Genomic DNA, 19,787 nt, shown 5'->3' with positions numbered 1-19,787 from the left:
GACCGACCGCGACCCAGACAGTGTCCCACTACGCCGGTCCCGCCGCCCCCCGATCCAGTGACGTCGCCGGCACGCTGAAGCTGCTGGCCTACCTCGCACTGTCGGTGACGCTGCTCGTGCTCGACCACCGCGGCGACTGGTTGGCCCAGGCGCGCGGGCATGCCAGCGTGGCCCTGCAGCCGGTGTGGTGGCTGGCCGGATTGCCCGCGCGCCTGGGCGAAAGCGTTCGCGACGATGCCGCCAGCCGGACCCGCCTGTCCGAAGAGAACCGCCACCTGCGCAACGAGCTGCTGCTGGGCGCCGCGCGCCAGGCGCGCCTGCAGGTCGAAGCCGAGGAGAACGCGCGCCTGCGTGGCCTGCTTGGCGCCGCCGAGCGCGGCAGCCAGGACGTGCAGCTCGCGCCCATCCTCGACGTCGACCTGGACCCCACCCGGCAGCGGCTGATGCTCAACGCCGGTACCCGCGCCGGCGTGCGCAGCGGGCAGGCGGTGATCGATGCCGGCGGCCTGGTCGGGCAGGTGATCGAGGCCACGCCGACCACCGCCGTCGTGCTGCTGCTGACCGATCCCGACCACGCCGTGCCGGTGGCGGTGGCGCGCACCGGCGTGCGCCTGATCGTCTACGGCACCGGCCGCAGCGACGTGCTGGAGCTGCGCAACGTGCCGCTGTCGAGCGACGTGCGCACCGGTGACGTCGTGATCACGTCCGGGCTGGGCGGCCGCTTCCCGCCGGGCTTCCCGGTGGGCCGGATCGCGGCGCTGCGCCCCGATGACAGCCGCGCGTTCCTGGTCGGCGACGTCGATGCCGCGGCGCAGCTGGACCGCGGCCGCGACGTGCTGCTGCTTCGGGAGCAACCCTTGCTGCCGGACAGGGCGCCGTTGGAGTCGGAAGCCGGCGCAGGCCCCGAAGCCGATGCCGCGCCGCCCGCCGATGCCGCGCCTTCGGCCGCTGACGCGCCGGCCGACGCGTCCCCGGCCGATCCGTCCCCGGCTCCCGGAGCCGCGCGATGAGCGGGCGCGATCGCGGCTGGGTTTTGCCGGTGAGCGTACTGCTGGCCCTGCTGCTCGGCCTGCTGCCGATGCCCGCCCTGCTGCAGCCGCTGCGCCCCTACTGGCTGGCGCTGGTGCTGGCCTACTGGGTGATCGAGGACAGCGAGCGCGTCGGCCTGGGCTTCGCCTTCGGCGCGGGCCTGTTGGCCGATCTCGCCTTCGGTGGCCTGCTCGGCGAACAGGCCCTGCGGCTGGTGGTGATGACCTTCATCCTGCAGCGCTTCCGGACCCAGCTGCGCTTCTTCCCGATGCCGCAGCAGGCGCTGGCGATCGGTGGCCTGCTGCTCAACGACCGGGTGATCAGCACCGTGATCCATCTCGGCCTGGGCGAGCCGGTGCTGCCGCTGGCGTACTGGTGGGCGCCGCTGCCGGGCATGCTGCTGTGGGCACCGCTGTTCGTGCTGCTTGACGCGCTGCGGATCCGCCGCGGCGCGCACCGGTGATGTCGGGTCCGCGAGGCCGCCGGCTTCGCAACGCCGAGGCCGAGGCGCGCCTGTTCCGCGGGCGTGCCCTGATCGGCTTTGCCGTGGTCGTGCTGGCGCTGGGAGGGCTGGCCGGCTGGTACTTCAAGCTGCAGGTGCTCGATCACGACGATTACGCCAGGCGTTCGCACGCCAACCGCATCAAGCCGCGGCCGGTGGTGCCCGGACGCGGCCTGATCCTGGACCGCGAAGGCCGGATCCTGGCCGACAACGTGCCGGCCTACCGCCTCGACGTGACCCCCGAGGAGGCCGGCGACATCCCCGCCCTGGTGGATGCGCTGTCGGAGCTGGTGGAGCTCGCGCCCGAGGACATCGAGCGCTTCGAGGCCGCGCGCAGGTCCACCCGCTCCTTCCGTGCGATTCCGCTGAAGCTGCGCATCAGCGACGAAGAGGCGGCACGCTTCGCGGTCGAGCGCTGGCGCTTCCCGGGCGTCGAACTGGTGCCCTACCTCAACCGTCGCTACCCCTATGGCGATCTGCTGGCGCACGTGGTCGGCTACGTCGGGCGCACCGACGAAAGCGACATCGAGCGCTTCGGTGAAGCCCATGCGGTGTTCACCCATACCGGGCGCACCGGCCTGGAGCGGTATTACGACGAAGCCCTGCGCGGCGGGGTCGGCTATGAGCAGGTCGAAACCAACGTCGAGGGCCGGGCCCTGCGCAGGGTCGGCCTGGTGCCCGCGACCGCGGGCGCCGACCTGAAGCTGTCGCTGGACGTCGAGCTGCAGCGCGCGATGGTGCTGGCCTTCGGCGAGATGCAGGGTTCGGCGGTGGCGGTGGACCCGGCCACGGGCCAGGTGCTGGCGATGGTCAGCCTGCCCAGCTACGACCCCAACCTGTTCGTGAACGGCATTTCCACCACCGATTACCGCCGGCTGATGGACGACCCGGCGCGTCCGCTGTTCAACCGCAACGTGCTGGGCGGCGGACCGCCGGGCTCGATCGTGAAGCCCTTCATGGCCCTGGCCGGCCTCGACAGCGGCCTGCGCACGCCGGAAAGCCGGGTGTTCTCCACCGGCGAGTTCTTCATCCCCGGGCAGAGCCGCGGCTACCGCGACGCCGGGCGCGGCGCCGGCTGGGTCGACCTGCGCGACTCGATCTCGCGCTCGATCAATTACTACTACTACAAGCTCGCCTACGACATGGGCATCGACCGCCTGGCGGAGTACATGCACCGCTATGGTTTCGGCGAGCCCACCGGCATCGACCTGACCGGTGAGACCTCGGGGATCGTGCCTTCGCGCGAATGGAAACTGGGCAACAGCCGCGAGCCCTGGTATCCGGGCGAGACGGTGATCGCCGGCATCGGCCAGGGCTACTGGGTGGCCACGGCGCTGCAGATGGCGCGCGGGACCGCCGCGATCGCCAATGGAGGCGCCCTGCATCCGCTGCGCCTGGCGGCCGAGCGACGCAGCGGCTACGACCTGCCCTGGGCGCCGCTGGCGGCCGCTCCCGCCGCGCGCATCAGCGACAGCCCGGCGCACGTGCGCGCGGTGCAGGAGGGCATGGAGGCGACCATCCACGGCCGCGGCACGGCGACGGCCATGGCCCGCGGCGCGCCGTACCGGATGGCCGGCAAGACCGGCACCGCGCAGCGGGTCAGCCGTCGCGGCAACGTCAGCCTGGATCCACGCACCTTGCCCTACCACCTCCGCCACCAGGCGCTGTTCGCGGGCTACGCGCCTGCGGAGCACCCGACCATCGCCCTGGTGGTGGTGGTCGAACACGGCGGCTACGGCGGCTCCACCGCGGCGCCGATCGCGCGGAAGATCTTCGATGCATGGCTGCTGGGCGCCGTGCCGGAGCCCATCGCCGTGGCCGATGGCGTCGCCGTGCCGCCGGTCGACCTGTTCGAAGACGTGGTCGGCAGCGCGTTCCCCGGCCCGGGGGCGCAGCTGGTGGAACCGGTGGCAGTCGATCCCCCGGCATTCGACGTCGCCCCCCCGGGCGCGGCCGTGGAGCCACGGCCATGAACGAGATCCTCCGCTTCCTGCTGGACCTGGTGCTGCGCTTCGTGCGCACCCTGGACTGGATCCTGCTGGGTGCACTGCTGGCGCTGATGGGCATCGGTCTGGCGGTGCTGCACAGCGCCGGGGGCCAGAACCCCGCCCTGGTGACGTCCCAGGCTGCGCGCTACGGCGTCGGCCTGGGCGTGCTGTGGCTGCTGTCGCGGGTGCCGCCGCTGCGCCTGCGCGATGCATCGCCGGCCGCGTACCTGCTGTCGCTGCTGCCGCTGGTGGCGGTGCTGTTCCTCGGCACCGGGCGCAGTGGCGCGCACTGGCTCAACCTCGGCGTGTTCTATTTCCAACCTGCGGAGTTGCTCAAGCTCAGCCTGCCGATGATGGTGGCCTGGTACCTCAACGCGCGCCCGCAGCCGGCGGGCTTCGTGGCCACGGTGGTGGCGATGCTGCTGGTGGCGCTGCCCACGGGGCTGATCCTGCTGCAGCCGGACTTCGGCACCGCGATGCTGGTCGCGGCCAGCGGCGTGTTCGTGATCTACCTGGCCGGGATGTCGTGGTGGTGGTTCGTGGCCGCCGGCGCGGCGGCGGCGGCGGCGGCGCCAGCGGCCTGGTTCTGGATGCTGCGGCCCTACCAGAAGGACCGCATCCTCACCTTCCTCGACCCCGAGTCGGATCCCCTGGGCGCGGGCTGGAACATCATCCAGTCGAAGATCGCCATCGGTTCCGGCGGCCTGCGTGGCCAGGGCTGGGGCGAGGGTTCGCAGTCGCACCTGAACTACGTGCCCGAGCACACCACCGACTTCATCTTCGCGGTGCTGTCGGAAGAGTTCGGCTGGGTCGGCGTGGTGACCGTGCTCTCGCTGTACATGGTGGTGGTGGGCCGTTGCCTGTGGATCGCGGCAGACTCGCGCGACGGCTTCGGTCGCCTGCTGGTCGGCGCGCTCGGCCTGTCGCTGTTCGTCTATGTGCTGGTCAACGGCGGCATGATTTCCGGACTGCTGCCGGTGGTCGGCGTGCCGATGCCGCTGCTGAGCTTCGGTGGCACCGCGGCGGTGTCGCTGCTCGCGGGCATGGGCGTGGTGATGGCGGTCGGCGCGCATCGCCCGGTGCGCAAGCGTTGAGCCCCTCGCCGGCGGCGGCCGTTCACGTGGCGACAGGGCATGCCCGCCGGGCAGCGTGATAACCTCGCGGCCGATGGTCAAACGCCCCCTAGCACTCGTATCCGCCTCGCTGGTGTCGCTCGCGCTGTTCGCCTGCGCGACTCCGGCCGAGACCGCCTCCGACGCCGCGTCCGCAGTCGCGGCATCGACGCCCGCCACAGCCAGCCCGGTGCCTGCCGGACCGGCGCCGCTGCCCGCGGTGCCGCAGCCGCCGGAGCGCCCCGTCGCGCCGCCGTCGGTGACCGACCCGGCGATCCCGCAAGCGCAGCGCATCGCCGCCTTCGTCGACTACACCGCTGAGACCTATGGCGTCGACCGCCAGCGCATCCGCGACGTGCTTGCCGGCGCCGCGCACAAGCAGTCGATCATCGATGCGATGTCGCGCCCGGCCGAGGCCGTGCGTCCCTGGCGCGACTACCGCCCGATCTTCATCAACGATGCCCGCATCAGCGGCGGCAAGGCCTTCTACGCGGAGAACCGCGAAGCGCTGGACCGCGTCGCCGCGGAGACCGGCGTGCCGGCCGAGTACATCGTCGCGATCATCGGCGTCGAGACCAGCTATGGCCGCATCACCGGCAACCATCGCGTGGTCGATGCGCTGTACACGCTGGCCTTCGGCTTCCCCAAGCGCGCGCCGTTTTTCGCCGGCGAGCTGGCGCAGCTGTTCGCGCTCAACGCCGAAGAGCCGCAGCTCGACATCGCCGCGCTCAAGGGCAGCTATGCCGGCGCCATGGGCATGGGCCAGTTCATGCCCTCCAGCTATCGCCTGTGGGCGAAGGACGGTGACGGCGATGGCCGCCGCGACCTGCTCACGCACAAGCCCGACGTGTTCGCTTCCATCGCCAACTACTTCGTGATCCACGGCTGGGAGCGCGGTGCACCGGTGGTGGCGCGCGCCAGTCGCGACGACGGTGCGGCCGATTTCAAGCCCGATGGCCTGGAGCCGGCGCATCGCCTGTCCGAACTCGCCGAACGCGGCTATCGCCCGCTGCCCGGGCAGCCGGTGGCCGAGGGTGCGACGCTGCTTTCGTTCGATGGCGCCAGCGGCCCCGAATACTGGCTTGGCTACCGCAATTTCTACGTCATCAGCCGCTACAACCGCTCGCCGATGTATTCGCTGGCCGTGCACCAGTTGGCGCAGGCGATCGCGGGGCGCGAACCGCAATGAGCAGCCGGCGCGCGAGACTCGCGTGCTGGTGGACCGCCGCCGCCGCCGCCGCCCTACTGGCCGGCTGCGCGGGCTCGCCCAGCAAGCACGCGCCTCCGGAAGAGCCGGCTCCGGCCACGGCTGATGGCAAGGGTCCGCGGGTTTCGCCCTATGCCCCGGCGCAGGAAGACCCGTCGACGCGCGGCGACTACGTGGCCGGCGGCCTGTACAAGCCGGGCGTCGCGGACACGACGCCGGACTACGTTCCCGACGTGGACGCGATTCCGGAGCCGGATGTCGTGGCCCTCGAGCGTTCGCGCTACGGCAACCGCTCGCCGTACAAGGTGCAGGGCAAGTCCTACCGGGTGCTCGAAGACGCCACGGGCTTCGTCGAGACCGGACAGGCCTCCTATTACGGCCAGAAGTTCCACGGCCGCCGGACCTCCAACCAGGAGGTCTACGACATGTACGCGTTCACCGCGGCCCACAAGTCGCTGCCGCTGCCGAGCTTCGCGCGGGTGACCAACCTCGACAACGGCCAGTCGGTGGTGGTGCGCGTGAACGACCGCGGGCCTTTCCACGAAGGCCGCGTGGTCGACCTGAGCTACGCCGCCGCGGTCAAGATCGGCGTGCATCCGCGCGGCACCGCGCGGGTCGAGGTGCGCGCGCTGAGTGCCGGCGAGAACGCGCGCCACGAACCCGATGCCCGCGTCGCCGCGGTCGATCCGGCCACCGGGCTGCCGCCCGGGGTGCGCGTGGCCACCGGTCGCCCGCAGCCCATGCCGCCGAGCGGACTGGACGGGCTGGTCGCAGCGCTGCCGGCATCGCAGGCGGTGGCCCCCGGTCCGGCTGCCGCGGATGCGCGCGCCGTGACGCCTGCCGCCGCGGTGGTCGCGCCGGTCGCCGCGCCGGTCGCCGCGCCCCATTCCGCAGATGGCGACTGGCGGTTCGACATGCGCCAGGACGGGCGCGCGATGACTGCAGACGAGTTCGACGCCTGGATGAAGTCCCGCCGCGCGCGCGTCGCGACCGGACGGCCGGGAAAGCCCGATCCCTACGGCTCGGCCGCCGCCGGTGCGGCCGTGGCGGCGTCCTCCGCGGTGGACGCTGGCGCCGGCACCGTGGTCCCGGCCGCCGGGGCGCCGGTGAAGCTTGCCCCGGCTGCTGTCGGGGCGAACGATCCGTCCTCGCCGCTGCCGACCACATCGGTTGCGGGCGTGCTGCTGCAGGTCGCGGCCTTCGGCTCCCGCGACAACGCCGAGCGTGCGCTGGCCCTGCTGCGCGGTGCCGGGATCGGCGGCGCACGCCTGCATGACGGCACTGCCGCGGGCAAGCCCGTGTGGCGCCTGCGCGTGGGGCCGGTGGCGCCCGCGGGCGTCGCCGAGCTTGGCGCGCGCGTCGCCAGCCTGGGCTTCGGTGCGCCGCATCCGGTCCGCGAGTGATGCGGAACGTTAACGTGCATGGCTGACGCGCACGGTTAAAATGAGCGTCTGTCCCCGCCGTCTGCCGTCCGCCTGCCGATGGCCCGAAATCCCCGGAGTCCCACGCCTGATGAAAGCCCACGCCGTCCGCGTCGCGCTGTTCGCCGCTGTTTCCGTCGCCACGTTCGGCCTCGCCTTTGCCCAGGATCCCGCGCCCGCTGCGCCCGCTGCGCCTGCTCCCGCTCCCGCTGCGCAGCCCGCGCCGAGCGAGGCGCTGCCGGTGCCCGACGCACCTGCCATCACCGGCACGGCGTGGGCGCTGATGGACTTCGCCACCGGGCAGATCCTTGCCGGTGACAACGTCGATGAGCGCGTCGAGCCGGCGAGCATCACCAAGGTGATGACCAGCTACGTGATCGCGGCCGAGATGGCGGCGGGCAAGGTCGGCGCCGACGACGACGTGATGATGAGCGTCAATGCCTGGCGCACCGGCGGCGCCGGCACCGACGGCAGCTACAGCGGCTTCGAGGTCAACAAGACCGCCAAGCTGCTCGACATGGAAAAGGGCATGACGGTGCAGTCCGGCAACGACGCCGCGATCGCCCTGGCCGAGCACATCGCCGGCTCCGAAGACGCGTTCGCCTCGCTGATGAACGCCTATGCCGCGCGCATCGGCATGGAGAACTCGCACTTCGTCAATTCCCATGGCCTCTCGGCCCCGGAGCACTATTCGACCGCGCGCGACCTGGCGTTGCTGGGCCGTGCGCTGGCGCGCGACTTCCCCGAGCACTACGCCTTCAACGCCATCAAGGAGTTCACGGTCGGGCCGATCACCCAGCGCAACCGCAACATCCTGCTGTGGCGCGACCAGAGCGTGGACGGCATCAAGACCGGCCATCACTCGGGCGCCGGCTACTGCCTGATGGCCTCGGCCAAGCGCGGCGACCAGCGCCTGATCTCGGTGGTGATGGGCTCCACCAGCGAAGCGCAACGCGCCACCGATTCGCAGGCGCTGCTGAACTGGGGCTTCCGCTTCTTCGAGACCCACGAGCTGTATGCCGCCGGCAAGCCGGTGGCGACGCAGAAGGTCTGGAAGGGCCAGGTCAATGAACTCGATCTCGGCGTGGCCGAGCCGCTGCTGGTCAGCATGCAGCGCGGCCAGTACGCGAAGCTGCAGCCGAGCATGGACGTGCCGCGCACCCTGGTGGCGCCGATCGCGCTTGGCCAGGCCGTGGGCAAGGTGCGGGTGATGCTTGACGGCAAGCTGGTGGCCGAGGCGCCGCTGGTGGCGCTGGAAGAGGTCCCGGAAGCCGGGTTCTTCAAGCGCCTGTGGCACGAACTGCTGATGTGGTGGCAGTCGCTCTGAGCGTCAGCGGGCAAGTGAGAGCTGGGTGGAGTTGACCCAGCCGCGGTTGCCGAGCTCGTCCTCGACCTCCCACATCGTCCCGTCCTTGAGCCCGGTGGGATAGAGCAGCATCCCGGGATCCAGGTCGCGCACCGCGCCGCCGCGGCCGTCGGCGGCCTTCAGCAGCCGCCCGGGCCGGGTCATGCTCACCGCCTGGGTGGCGTTGGCCGCGGATGCGTCGGACGGCAGCCCGCCGAGCTGCGCCACCAGGTCCGAATACGCCTGGATGTAGGCCTGGGCCACCACCTGGCCGATCTCGGTGTTGGCGTAGCCGGAGGCACCGCCCGCGACCAGGGCACCGGCGATATGGCCACCGCCGCCGCGCCAGCCGACATCGGTCTTGGTGGCGTGGCCTTCGGTCATGGCGACCTGCTCCGACGAGCGCGCGTCGGTGACGGTGAGCACCACGTCGGCGCTGCTGCGCTTGAGGTTGATGCCGCCGACCACCGCCGCGGCGCGCCGGTTGCCGAGCAGGCCACCGACCAGGCCGCCGATATTGGTGCCGCCGGCGTTGCGGTTCTGCGATATCACGTCGGGCACCAGCACGTAATCCGCGGCGCGGATCTGCCCTTTGCCGATATTGGAGCCGCCGCGCAGCTCGCCCGAGGACGCCAACGCGCGCTCGGCCTGCATCGCCTGCATGCCCTGGCCGCGATCGACGAGGGTGAAGCAGCGCGACCGGTTCACATAGACCTTGATCAGCGCCGCCGGCGACGCCAGCCGCTGGCCGGTCCACCAGTTCTGGCCGGTGGGCTCCATCACCGCGATCGTGCCGAGGCTGCGTGCGCAGACCGGCACGTCGGAGGGCTGGGACTGGGCCAGGACAACTGCGGGCGCGGCGAGCAGGCAGGCGGCGAGGGCGGCAGCGAGAGCGGTACGGGGCATGGCGGGGCTCCTTGCGGATGTGGATTCCTTCCATCGCCAAACGCGGTCCGCACCTGCCAGCGGACGCCCTGCGTTTCGGCACCGGGCCACGGTGTTGCGGCGCTGGCGTTGGGATCGCCCGGCGCCGGCCCCATAATCGGGCAATGGAAATCAAGTCCGACAACCCTGAACACGGCTTCCAGTTCCCGGGTGACTTCGAGATCACCGCCATGGGTCCGGCCTCTGCCCGGCTGGAAGTCGAAGTCCCGAACCTGCTGCGCGCAGCGGGCCTGACCGTGGTCCACGAGACGCTCACCGCCCGGCCCTCCAGCGGCGGCCGCTACGTTTCGGTGCGGATCAGCTTCCGCGCCAACTCGCGCGAAGAGTACGACAGCGCGCACGCCGCGCTGCGCGAGCATCCCGAGGTGAAGTGGACGCTGTAGCCGACGTGTGCGTGCCCGCGCTGCTGGTGCACGACCTCGGCCGCCGCGCCTACGAGCCGGTCTGGCGCGCGATGCAGGCTTTCACCGACGCCCGCGGCGACGACACTCCCGACGCGCTGTGGCTGGTCGAGCACGATCCGGTATTCACCCTCGGCCAGGCCGGCAAGCCGGAGCACGTGCTGGCGCCGGGCGACATCCCGGTGCTCAAGGTCGACCGCGGCGGCCAGGTGACCTATCACGGCCCCGGCCAGCTGGTCGCGTATCCGCTGCTCGACCTCAGGCGCCTGGGCATCGGCGTGCGCGAGTACGTTTGCCGCATCGAGCAGGCGATCATCGACACCCTGGCCGTTTGGGGTATCCATGCGCAGCGCCGCGAGGGCGCGCCGGGCGTCTACGTGGACAGCGGCGCCAAGATCGCCGCGCTCGGGATCCGCGTGCGCCGCGGCTGCACCTTCCACGGCCTGGCGTTCAACATCGCCATGGATCGCGAACCCTTCCAGCGCATCAACCCCTGCGGCTACGCCGGGCTGGAAACGACCTCGGTGGTAGAATGCGGCGGTCCCGCAAGCCTCGACGCCGCCCGGCCCGCGCTGGTTGCGGCGCTTGCCGCGCAGTTTGGTCTGGCGGCTGTCGAGGCCGCGGAAGAAGGAGCTTTTGCCACGGATTTACGCGGATAGGCGCGGATCAGGGGCAAGAGCGCAATCAACCGGGCTTTTCAGCTTTATCCGCGTTCATTCGCGTGAATCCGTGGCCAAAAAAAACATGACCGACACCTCCACCGCCAAGTCCATCCCGCTCGCCGTCGTCGGCAGCGAGCCGCCGCCTTCGCTGGTGCCGGGGGTGAAACAGGTGGCGGGGGACAAGATCGGGCGCTCGCCGGTGGCGTTCGTGGATGCGCCGGTGCTGCGCAAGCCGTCGTGGATCCGGGTGCGGATCCCGTCCAACGGCGCCGTCGCGGCGCTGAAGTCGAAGCTGCGCAAGAACCGCCTGGTCACGGTCTGCGAGGACGCCAGCTGCCCGAACATCCATGAGTGCTTCGGGCACGGCACGGCGACCTTCATGATCCTTGGCGAGGTCTGCACCCGCCGCTGCAGCTTCTGCGACGTCGCCCACGGCCGGCCGAAGCCGCCCGATGCCGACGAGCCGCGCCGCCTGGCCGAGACCGTCGCCGACATGGGGCTGAAGTACGTGGTGGTGACCTCGGTCGACCGCGACGACCTGCGCGACGGTGGGGCCCAGCACTTCGTCGATTGCATCGCGGCCATCCGCGAGGCCACGCCGGGCACGAAGATCGAGATCCTGACCCCGGACTTCCGCGGCAAGGGCCGCATGGACCGCGCGCTGGAGATCCTGGCCGCCAACCCGCCGGACGTCTTCAACCACAACGTCGAGACCGTGCCGGACCTGTACCGCAACGTGCGCCCGGGCGCCGACTACCAGTGGTCGCTGACCCTGCTGCAGCGCTTCAAGGCCCAGCACCCGGAGGTCGCCTCCAAGTCCGGCATCATGCTCGGCCTCGGCGAGACGCAGGAGCAGGTTGAAGCCACGCTGCGCGACCTGCGCGCGCACGACGTCGAGATGATCACCATCGGCCAGTACCTGCAGCCCAGCGCGCATCACCACCCGGTGCTGCGCTACTGGACGCCGGAGGAATTCAAGGCCTTCGAGGACTACGGCATGGCGCTGGGCTTCACCCACGTGGCGTCGGGCCCGCTGGTGCGCTCGTCCTACCACGCCGACCGCCAGGCGGCCGGTGCGGGCCTCGCCTCCTGAGCGTCGCGTTACGCCGCGTGCTGCCGCGTGGCGAATTGTTCACACCCAGCCCCGCGGCCGCGGTTAGAGTGGTTTCGGGCGTCAATACGCGACTTCCAGCACTGTCCGGTCCCTGTTTTGGCCGGCACGGTGCGGGGTAGCGACGCACCTCCCCACGTGAGCATCGAGCCGACCGCATGAAAGCACGCCAAGCCCTGTCCGTCACCGCCGTTGCCCTGGCGCTGGCCATGCCGCTGGCGCTGATGGCGCGCGCCGACGGCGACGCCATCCCTGCGGCGCCGACCGGGGACCACGAGACCACGTCCAGGCTGGTCTACGGGCTGCTGTCCGACAGCCGCTATGCCTACCGCCCGCGGGGGCTCGACGCCACGCTGTCGCAGGAGATCTTCAAGCGCTACCTCGAGGCGCTGGACGGCAACAAGCTGTTCTTCGACGCCCCGGATGTTGCGCGCTTCCAGCGCTACGAGGCGCAGATGGGCCCCGCGGTCCGCCAGGGCGACACCGGTCCGGCGATGGAAATGTACGCGCTCTACAAGCAGCGCGTGGCCGAGCGCGTGGAGTACGCGCGCGGCCTCCTGGAGCAGGACATCTTCGATTTCGAGGGCGAGGAGCGCTGGTACTACGATCGCGAGGACGCGCCCTGGGCTGCCGATCGCGCCGAACTCGACGCGCTGTGGAAGAAGTCGGTGCGCAACGACTGGCTGCGCCTGAAGCTTGCCGGCAAGGAACCCGCCGAAATCCGCGCAACGCTGGACAAGCGCTACGCCAACATCTCCACCAGCGTCGAGCAGCTGAACAACGAGGACGCGTTCCAGACCTTCCTCAACGCCTACACCGCGTCCATCGATCCGCATACCGACTACTTCAACCCGCGCACTGCCGGCCTGTTCAACCAGAGCATGTCGCTGTCGCTGGAGGGCATCGGCGCGCAGCTGCAGAAGCAGGACGACGTGGTGGTGATCCGCGAGCTGATCGCCGGCGGCCCCGCCGCGACCAGCAACAAGTTCACCCCCGGCGACCGCATCGTCGGCGTCGGCCAGGGCACGAGCGGGCCGATGGAAGACGTGATCGGCTGGCGCATCGACGACGTGGTCGAGAAGATCAAGGGCAGTGCCGGCACCCAGGTGCGCCTGGACGTGGTGCCGGTGGAGGCGCTGCTCGACAGCGAGCCGGTGCGCATCACCCTGACCCGCGCCAAGATCCGCCTGGAAGAGCAGGCCGCCAAGTCCAAGCTGATCGAGATCCCGGCGGGCCCGGCCGGCGATGCCAAGCGCATCGGCGTGATCGAACTGCCGGCGTTCTACCAGGACTTCGAGGGCCGGCGCAGCCGCAATGGCGACTACGCCTCGGCCACGCGCGACGTTGCCCGGATCCTCGGCGAGTTCCGCGAGCAGGGCATGGACGGCATCGTGCTTGACCTGCGCAACAACGGCGGCGGCTCGCTCAACGAGGCGGTCGAGCTCACCGGACTGTTCATCGATACCGGCCCGGTGGTCCAGGTGCGCGAATCCGGCGGCCGGGTTGCCGTGGAGGCCGACCGCAAGGCCGGCGTCTCCTGGGACGGTCCGCTGGCGGTGCTGGTCAACCGCGCTTCGGCCTCGGCATCCGAGATCGTCGCCGGTGCCATCCAGGACTATGGCCGCGGCCTGGTGATCGGCGAGACCACGTTCGGCAAGGGCACGGTGCAGAACCTGTTCGACCTCGACCGCTGGCCGGCCAACGAGGGCACGCGCCATGGCCAGGTCAAGATGACCATCGCGCAGTTCTTCCTGCCCGGCGGCAGCAGCACCCAGAACAAGGGCGTGGTGCCCGACATCCGCTTCCCGGCGACGATCAACGCCACCGAGTTCGGCGAAAGCACCTACGACAACGCGCTGCCCTGGACCCGGATTTCGGCCGTGCCGCACACCCGCTACGGCAACTTCGCGCCGCTGCTGCCGCGGCTGGATGAGCTGCATGCCGCTCGCGTGGCGACCGATCGCGAGTTCCAGTGGTGGAAGGAGGACGTGGCCGAGTTCCGCGCCGAGGCCGACAAGGACTACATCTCGCTCAACGAGGCCGAGCGCCGCACCGAGCGCGACCGCCAGGCCGCCAAGCGCACCGACCGCCAGGAAGAGCGCAAGCGCCTGGGCCTGGACCTGGATCCGCTGGCCGAGCTTTCGGCCGACGATGGCCTGACCGCGAACGAGCGCGACATCGCCGCCGACACCGCGCGCGAGGACGCCGCCGAGAAGCGCCCGGACCCGCTGCTGCGCGAGTCCGCCGCGATCCTCGCCGACGCCGTGCGCCTGCTCGACGCCGACCGCCAGCTGTCGTCGGCGGTGCTGCCCGAGTCCACCGGCCCTGGGCGCTGGGCGCGCTGAGGGAGGCCCGGCCGAACCCGCGTTACCGCGCGCGTCGGCGGATCGCACCCGGCGGATCGCACCCGGCGGATCGCACCCGGCGGATCGCACCCGGCGGATCGCACCCGGCGCATCGCACTCGGCGCATCGCACTCGGCGCATCGCACCGGGCGCATCGCACCCGTCTAATCGCACCCCTGTAGGAGCAGCTATAGCTGCGACCACCGGATGGGATCGGGCTCCGGTCGGAGATACCGGTCGCAGCTGTAGCTGCTCCTACTGTGGGAGCGGCCATGGCCGCGATCCGCGAGGCGTTGGCGCGGCGTAGAATCACCATCCGGCAGATTGATCGACGCCTGCCGCTCTTCCACTCCGCAACTTTCCCGCCCGGGTGCCGCAATGGGTGCTGCTTCGCCATTCTCCGTTCCCGCCCGCACGCCGCCCGGCGCGATGGCGGTCGTCCTCGCGCTGGGCGCGGTCTATCTGGTCTGGGGCTCGACCTATCTCGGCATCCGCTTCGCGCTCGAGGGCGGCTATCCGCCGCTGCTGATGGCGGGGATGCGCTTCGTGGCCGCGGGCGCGCTGCTGTACGCCGTGCTGCGCCTGCGCGGCATGCCGGCGCCCACCCGCGCGCAGTGGCGCGACCTTGCCATCATGGGCACGCTGCTGCTCGGCCTGGGCAACGGCATGGTCTGCATCGCGCAGCAGACGGTGTCGTCGGGGCTTGCCGCGGTGGCGGTGGCCTCGTGCCCGCTGTGGATGGGCCTGTTCGCTGCGCTGCGCGGCGAACGGCCGACCCGGATCGAGCTCATCGGCCTTGCAGTCGGCTTTGCCGGCGTGCTCTGGCTCAACGCCGGCAGCTCGCTCACCGCTTCGCCACAGGGCTTGATCGCGCTGCTGGTGGCACCGCTGGCCTGGGCCTTCGGCTCGGTGTGGAGCCGCAGCCGCGCGCTGCCTTCGCCGTTCATGACCGCGGCCGGGCAGATGCTCTGCGGTGGCGTGCTGATGGTGGCCGCGGGCTGGCTGCTGGGCGAGCGCTTCACGGAGGCGCCGACCCTGCGCGGCACGCTCTCGGTGGCCTACCTCACGGTATTCGGTTCGATCCTCGCGTTCTCCGCCTACGCCTGGCTGCTGCAGAACGTGCGCGCGAGCCTTGCCAGCAGCTATGCCTACGTCAATCCGCTGATCGCGGTGGTGCTTGGCGCGTGGCTTGCCGGCGAGCGCTTCAGCGCGCATGACCTTGGTGCGATGGCGGTGATCCTGGCCGGCGTGGTCGCGATTACCCTGGCCAGCGCGCGCCGGCGCATGCGCAGCGCGCGCCTGGCCGCGACGGCAACGCCGGTGGTCGCGGCCGGACTGGCGGTCGCCGCCGAACCACCGCTGCCCGATGCGGCCCTGCCCGGGGTCGTTGACCCGCTGGCGTCGCCTGCAGTGCCGGATACGCAGCCGTGAGCGCCAGCACGCGCACCCGCGGCATGTGGATGGCGGTCGCAGCCTTCGTGATCTGGGGCCTGATGCCGCTGTACTGGCACCTGCTCAAATCCGTGCCGTCGATGCACGTGGTGCTGCACCGCGCGCTGTGGTCGGCGGTGCTGGTGGCGGCGTTCCTCACGCTGACCCGTGGCCGCGGCTGGCTGCGCGCGGTGTTGTCGCAGCCGCGCCTGGCGGGCATGCTGCTCGCCTCGGGGCTGCTGATCGGCTTCAACTGGAGCCTGTACGTGTGGGCGGTCAACGCCGGGCATGTGGTGGAAGCCAGCCTCGGCTACTTCATCAATCCGCTGCTCAACGTGGTGATCGGCGTGGTGTTCCTGCGCGAGCGCCTGGCGCCGGCGCAGTGGGTGGCGGTGGCGCTGGCGGCCTGTGGCGTGCTCTGGCTGACATTCAACTACGGCAGTTTCCCCTGGATCGCGCTGCTCCTGGCCGGCTCGTTCGCGATCTATGGCCTGATCCGCCGCTATGCCGCGGTCGATGCGGTTGCCGGGCTTGGCGTCGAGAACCTGTATCTGCTGGTGCCCGCGGCGCTGGCGCTGGCGTGGCTTGAAACGCAGGGCAGCGGAGGCTTTGTGTCCCTGGACTGGGGCGTTGGCAGCAACGTGCTGCTGGTGCTTGGCGGTGCGCTGACCGCGCTGCCGCTGATCGGCTTCGCCTACGCGGTACGGCAGGTGTCGCTGACCACGGTGGGCGTGCTGCAGTACCTGGCGCCGACGCTGCAGCTGCTGTGCGGCGTGCTGGTGCTGGGCGAGCCCTTCGGCCGCGACCGCGCGATCGGATTTGCGGTGATCTGGCTGGGCCTCGCGGTATTCGCGGCCGACGGCTTCATCCGCGCGCGGCGGCGGATCGTGGCCCAGCAGGCCTGATCCGCGCACCGCGCGCCTGCTCAGGCCGCGCGCAGGGCGTCGGTCACCGGCATGGTCGCCGCGCGCAGCGCCGGGAACAGGCCGCCGATGAAGCCGATCGCCAGCGCCCACTTCAGGCCCTGCCACAGCAGCCCGGGCGAGACCTTGAACTCGAAGGTGAGCTGGGACATGCCGCCGGCCAGCGTGGACGCGGTATAGCCGTTGAACACCAGCCAGGCCAGGAGCCCGCCAAGCGCGCCGCCGATCGCCGCCAGCAGCATGGTCTCCAGCATCACCGCCACCACCACCGGGATGCCGCGGAAGCCGATCGCGCGCAGGGTCGCGATCTCGCGCGCGCGCGATGCGACGCTTGCGAACATGGTGTTGAGCGCGCCGAACACCGCGCCGATGGCCATGATCGAGCCGACCACGATGCCGATGATGCGCAGCACCTTGGCGATGCCTTCCGACTGCGCCTGGAAGTACTCCAGCGTGGTCTGGGCTTCGACCTGCAGCCGGGGATCGGCGGCGAGCGTGGCCTTGAACGCGTTGAATGCCGAGGCGTCGGTGAGGCGCGCGAACACCGAGGCCCGGCTGCTGCCGCGGCGATAGGTGGTGGCGACGACTTCGGCGTCGGCCCACATTTCCGAGGCCATCGCATCGCCGGACTCGAACACGCCCACCACCGTCCAGGACTGGTTGCCCAGGCGGACCTCGCTGCCGGGATCCAGGCCCAGGAACTGGCGGCGCGCGCCGGTCCCGACCACCAGCTCGCGCTTGCCGGTCTCGAAGCGCCGGCCTTCCACCAGCTGCACGTTCGGACGCACGGCCCAGGCCATGTCGCCCACGCCGCGCAGCTGCACGCTGCCGTCGACGTCGGCCTCGCTGCCGCGGATCGGCAGGTTGGCCGCGACCACGAGCTCCGGCGAGGCCAGGGGCCGGCCCTCGGCGTCGCGGGCGATTTCCGGCGCGCGCTCGATCGCGGTGATCGCATCGCGCGACATCACCGACATCAGCTCCGCCGCGGAGCCGCCGCGCAGCACGATCGCGGTGTCTTCATCGCCGCTGCTCGACACCGTGTGCTGGTAGCCCTCGGCCATCGCCAGCAGCGCCACGAGCACGCCGACCACGCCGGCGATGCCGATGATCACCACCGATGACGAACCCAGTCGCTGGGACAGAGTGCTGACCCCGACCCGGGTGACCGACGCCGCCTGCCGGCCGCTGCGCGTGGAAAACAGCCACAGCGCGAAGGCCACGGCGACCGCGAGCAGGGCCGGCCACGGCAGCAGGATCCAGGCCGCGAGGAAGGCGACCAGCAGCAGCACCAGGCCGGTGCCGCGCAGGAAAGGCTTGAGCTTCTTCATGGCGTGCTCCTAGCGGCCCGCGAGGGCGTCGACAATGTTCAGGCGCATGGCGCGGATCGCCGGCAGCGCGCCGACCAGCAGGCCGATGGCGAGCATCAGCCCCAGCCCCAGCAGCCAGCTCTCCAGGCCCACGGGCGGCAGGTTGACCACGCCGCCGCTGGCGGCGGTGGCGGCCTTGCCGATCACCGACGCCAGGCCCAGGCCGAGCGCGCCGCCAATCACCACCATCAGCATCGACTCGGCCAGCACCATCGCCAGCACGCTGGTGCTGGAGAAGCCGATCGTCTTCAGCACCGCGAGCTCGGAGGTGCGTTCGCGCACCGCCTGCGCCATGGTGTTGCCGGTGAGCAGCAGCAGGGTGAAGAACACCGCGCCCATGATCGAACCCACGATCAGGCCGATGTCGGCCATCTGCTTGAGCTGCGAGGCCATCGCCGCCTGCTCGCTCATGGTCTTGGTCTCGTGCGGCGAGTTCGCCGAGAGCGCGTCGATCGCCTTGGCCGCGGCGTCGCTGCGGCGCACGTCGGAGACGCGGCTGATGTACCAGCCGACGTCACCGTCGACGTAGGGCGTGGACTCCTCGAAGTAGTCGTAGTGCATCAGCATCATCGCCCCGGTGAAGCCGGCGCTTTCGCCCTCTTTCGCGCGCAGCACGCCGACGATGTCGAAGGCCCAGTCGAGCGTGCCGTCGCTGTTGGGGTAGATCGCCGACTGCAGCGGGATGCGCTGCCCGACGGTCCAGTCGAAGCGGGTCATCATGGTCTCGCCGACCAGCATGCCGGTGCGGTTGCGCTTCCAGGCCTCGAGCTGCGCAGGGTCGACCTCGACTTCCGGGTAGAGCTCGAGGTAGTTCTGCGCCACGGCCAGCGTGAACAGCTGGTTGCGCGGCCCCTGGTAGGTGCCGCCGAACCAGTTGGCGTGGGTCACCGCCTCGATGTTGTCGATGGCGGTGATGCGCGACTTCAGCGACAGCGGCAGGGTCTCGATGAAGGACAGCTTCGAGGCCGTCTGCAGCCGCTGTGCGCCGTCGGCGTTGCGGCCAAGCTCGGCGAAGCTGGTGCGGATGCCGTCGAGCAGGCCGAACAGCAGGAACGCGGCCACGATCGAGGCCAGCGTCAGGAAGGTGCGGGTCTTGCGCCGGAACAGCGCCGCCCAGACCAGGTGGAAGTATTTCATCTCGGCCTCCTCCGGTTCCAGGCGCGGCTCACGCCGCGTGCGACTGCTGTTCGACCAGCACGCCCTTGTCCAGGTGCAGGGTGTGGCTGGCGTGCTCGGCCGCCTTCGGGTCGTGCGTCACCATCACGATGGTCTTGCCGTGCTCGCGGTTGAGCTCCTGCAGCAGGCCCAGGATCTCCTCGGCCGACTGCCGGTCGAGGTCGCCGGTGGGCTCGTCGCAGATCAGCAGCGTCGGGTCGGAGACGATGGCGCGCGCGATCGCCACGCGCTGCTGCTGGCCGCCGGACAGCTCGGACGGCTTGTGCGAGGTGCGATCGGACAGGCCCACCAGCTCCAGCGCGATCTGCGCGTTGCGCTTGCGCTGCGCGCCGCCGAGCTTCGTCAGCAGCAGCGGCAGCTCGACGTTCTTCTGCGCGCTGAGCGCGGGCATCAGGTTGTAGAACTGGAATACGTAGCCGACGTTCTGGCTGCGCCAGGTCGCCAGCTGGCCCGCACCCATGCGATCGATGCGCTGCCCGGCAATCTCGATCTCGCCGCTGGTGGGCGCGTCCAGGCCGCCGATGAGGTTCAGGAGCGTGGTCTTGCCCGAGCCCGATGGGCCCATCAGCGCGACGAAATCGCCGGACGCGATGTCCAGGTCCAGGCCGTGCAGCACGTCAACCTTCTCCGGGCCGCGCTGGTAGGACTTGCCGAGGTTGCGGATCGATACCAGGGTGGTCATGACGATGCTCCGTTGGATGCAGTGGATTGGTGGACCCGAAGGCCTTTGCAGGAGTGGCTGTAAAGCGATTGAAGCCAGACCAATCGCGCTCTTGTGGGAGCGGCCATGGCCGCGATTGCAGTCGGGCCATCGCGGCTATG

The 19,787-nt window shown here is 70.8% G+C and carries 16 protein-coding genes and 1 pseudogene; 13 read left to right on the top strand and 4 right to left on the bottom strand.

Going from position 1 to position 19,787, the window contains the following annotated elements:
• The first annotated feature begins 20 nt into the window (after positions 1-20).
• The 7 genes from mreC to WCD84_RS00315 all read left to right on the top strand — a co-directional run bounded on the left by mreC (position 21) and on the right by WCD84_RS00315 (position 8,586).
• Positions 21-1,010: a rod shape-determining protein MreC gene (mreC, locus tag WCD84_RS00345; RefSeq protein WP_343255121.1), complete on the top strand. Its 990-nt coding sequence runs from the start codon at positions 21-23 to the stop codon at positions 1,008-1,010.
• Positions 1,007-1,492 carry a rod shape-determining protein MreD gene (gene mreD / locus WCD84_RS00340; RefSeq protein ID WP_343255122.1) on the top strand — a complete coding sequence of 162 codons (486 nt, stop codon included), beginning with the start codon at positions 1,007-1,009 and terminating at the stop codon, positions 1,490-1,492. Before mreC ends, mreD begins: the two co-directional genes overlap by 4 nt.
• Entirely contained in the window at positions 1,492-3,504 is a 2,013-nt protein-coding gene (gene mrdA / locus WCD84_RS00335) for a penicillin-binding protein 2 (protein WP_343255123.1), read from the top strand. The genes mreD and mrdA overlap by 1 nt, the downstream gene beginning before the upstream one ends.
• Positions 3,501-4,613, top strand: coding sequence for a rod shape-determining protein RodA (gene rodA / locus WCD84_RS00330; RefSeq protein WP_343278922.1), 1,113 nt, complete (start codon positions 3,501-3,503; stop codon positions 4,611-4,613). The genes mrdA and rodA overlap by 4 nt, the downstream gene beginning before the upstream one ends.
• A 73-nt stretch (positions 4,614-4,686) precedes the next feature.
• A complete protein-coding gene (gene mltB, locus WCD84_RS00325) occupies positions 4,687-5,820 on the top strand; it encodes a lytic murein transglycosylase B (protein WP_343280029.1) in 1,134 nt (377 codons plus the stop codon).
• Positions 5,817-7,241 (top strand): septal ring lytic transglycosylase RlpA family protein, encoded by a 1,425-nt coding sequence (locus WCD84_RS00320; RefSeq protein WP_343280028.1) that lies wholly within the window; start codon positions 5,817-5,819, stop codon positions 7,239-7,241. Before mltB ends, WCD84_RS00320 begins: the two co-directional genes overlap by 4 nt.
• A 109-nt stretch (positions 7,242-7,350) precedes the next feature.
• On the top strand, positions 7,351-8,586 hold the full coding sequence (locus tag WCD84_RS00315) for a D-alanyl-D-alanine carboxypeptidase family protein (protein ID WP_343280027.1): 1,236 nt from the start codon (positions 7,351-7,353) through the stop codon (positions 8,584-8,586).
• 3 nt (positions 8,587-8,589) lie between these two features.
• On the opposite strand, the gene WCD84_RS00310 is transcribed toward WCD84_RS00315, so the two are convergent.
• Complete coding sequence (locus WCD84_RS00310) at positions 8,590-9,510, bottom strand: CsgG/HfaB family protein (RefSeq protein ID WP_343255128.1); 921 nt, start codon at positions 9,508-9,510, stop codon at positions 8,590-8,592.
• 143 nt (positions 9,511-9,653) lie between these two features.
• Here WCD84_RS00310 and WCD84_RS00305 point away from each other — a divergent pair, with 143 nt between their 5' ends.
• The 6 genes and pseudogenes from WCD84_RS00305 to rarD all read left to right on the top strand — a co-directional run bounded on the left by WCD84_RS00305 (position 9,654) and on the right by rarD (position 16,404).
• Complete coding sequence (locus tag WCD84_RS00305; protein WP_343255129.1) at positions 9,654-9,932, top strand: DUF493 family protein; 279 nt, start codon at positions 9,654-9,656, stop codon at positions 9,930-9,932.
• Positions 9,920-10,609 (top strand): lipoyl(octanoyl) transferase LipB, encoded by a 690-nt coding sequence (gene lipB / locus WCD84_RS00300; RefSeq protein ID WP_343255130.1) that lies wholly within the window; start codon positions 9,920-9,922, stop codon positions 10,607-10,609. The genes WCD84_RS00305 and lipB overlap by 13 nt, the downstream gene beginning before the upstream one ends.
• 85 nt (positions 10,610-10,694) lie before the next feature.
• Positions 10,695-11,705, top strand: a complete 1,011-nt coding sequence (lipA, locus tag WCD84_RS00295) for a lipoyl synthase (protein WP_343255131.1) — start codon at positions 10,695-10,697, stop codon at positions 11,703-11,705.
• A 176-nt stretch (positions 11,706-11,881) separates the two neighbouring features.
• Positions 11,882-14,068 carry a carboxy terminal-processing peptidase gene (locus WCD84_RS00290; RefSeq protein WP_343280026.1) on the top strand — a complete coding sequence of 729 codons (2,187 nt, stop codon included), beginning with the start codon at positions 11,882-11,884 and terminating at the stop codon, positions 14,066-14,068.
• A 378-nt stretch (positions 14,069-14,446) separates the two neighbouring features.
• Positions 14,447-15,349 (top strand): annotated as a pseudogene (gene yedA, locus WCD84_RS00285) (drug/metabolite exporter YedA); the annotation flags it as partial.
• A 173-nt stretch (positions 15,350-15,522) separates the two neighbouring features.
• Positions 15,523-16,404, top strand: a complete 882-nt coding sequence (gene rarD / locus WCD84_RS00280) for an EamA family transporter RarD (RefSeq protein WP_343280143.1) — start codon at positions 15,523-15,525, stop codon at positions 16,402-16,404.
• Between the two features lie 20 nt (positions 16,405-16,424).
• Here the strand turns inward: rarD and WCD84_RS00275 are convergent, their stop codons facing one another.
• From WCD84_RS00275 to WCD84_RS00265, 3 genes are read right to left on the bottom strand one after another with little or no spacing between them, the layout of a single operon-like run.
• Complete coding sequence (locus WCD84_RS00275) at positions 16,425-17,750, bottom strand: ABC transporter permease (protein WP_343280025.1); 1,326 nt, start codon at positions 17,748-17,750, stop codon at positions 16,425-16,427.
• 9 nt (positions 17,751-17,759) lie between these two features.
• Entirely contained in the window at positions 17,760-18,926 is a 1,167-nt protein-coding gene (locus tag WCD84_RS00270) for an ABC transporter permease (protein WP_343255134.1), read from the bottom strand.
• Positions 18,927-18,954: 28 nt separating this feature from the next.
• Positions 18,955-19,647: an ABC transporter ATP-binding protein gene (locus tag WCD84_RS00265; RefSeq protein ID WP_343255135.1), complete on the bottom strand. Its 693-nt coding sequence runs from the start codon at positions 19,645-19,647 to the stop codon at positions 18,955-18,957.
• Positions 19,648-19,787 lie beyond the last annotated feature (140 nt).

It is taken from the genome of Luteimonas changyuni (assembly GCF_039548395.1).
Classification (GTDB): Bacteria; Pseudomonadota; Gammaproteobacteria; order Xanthomonadales; family Xanthomonadaceae; genus Luteimonas.
This window is presented reverse-complemented; position numbering and strand designations above follow the sequence as displayed.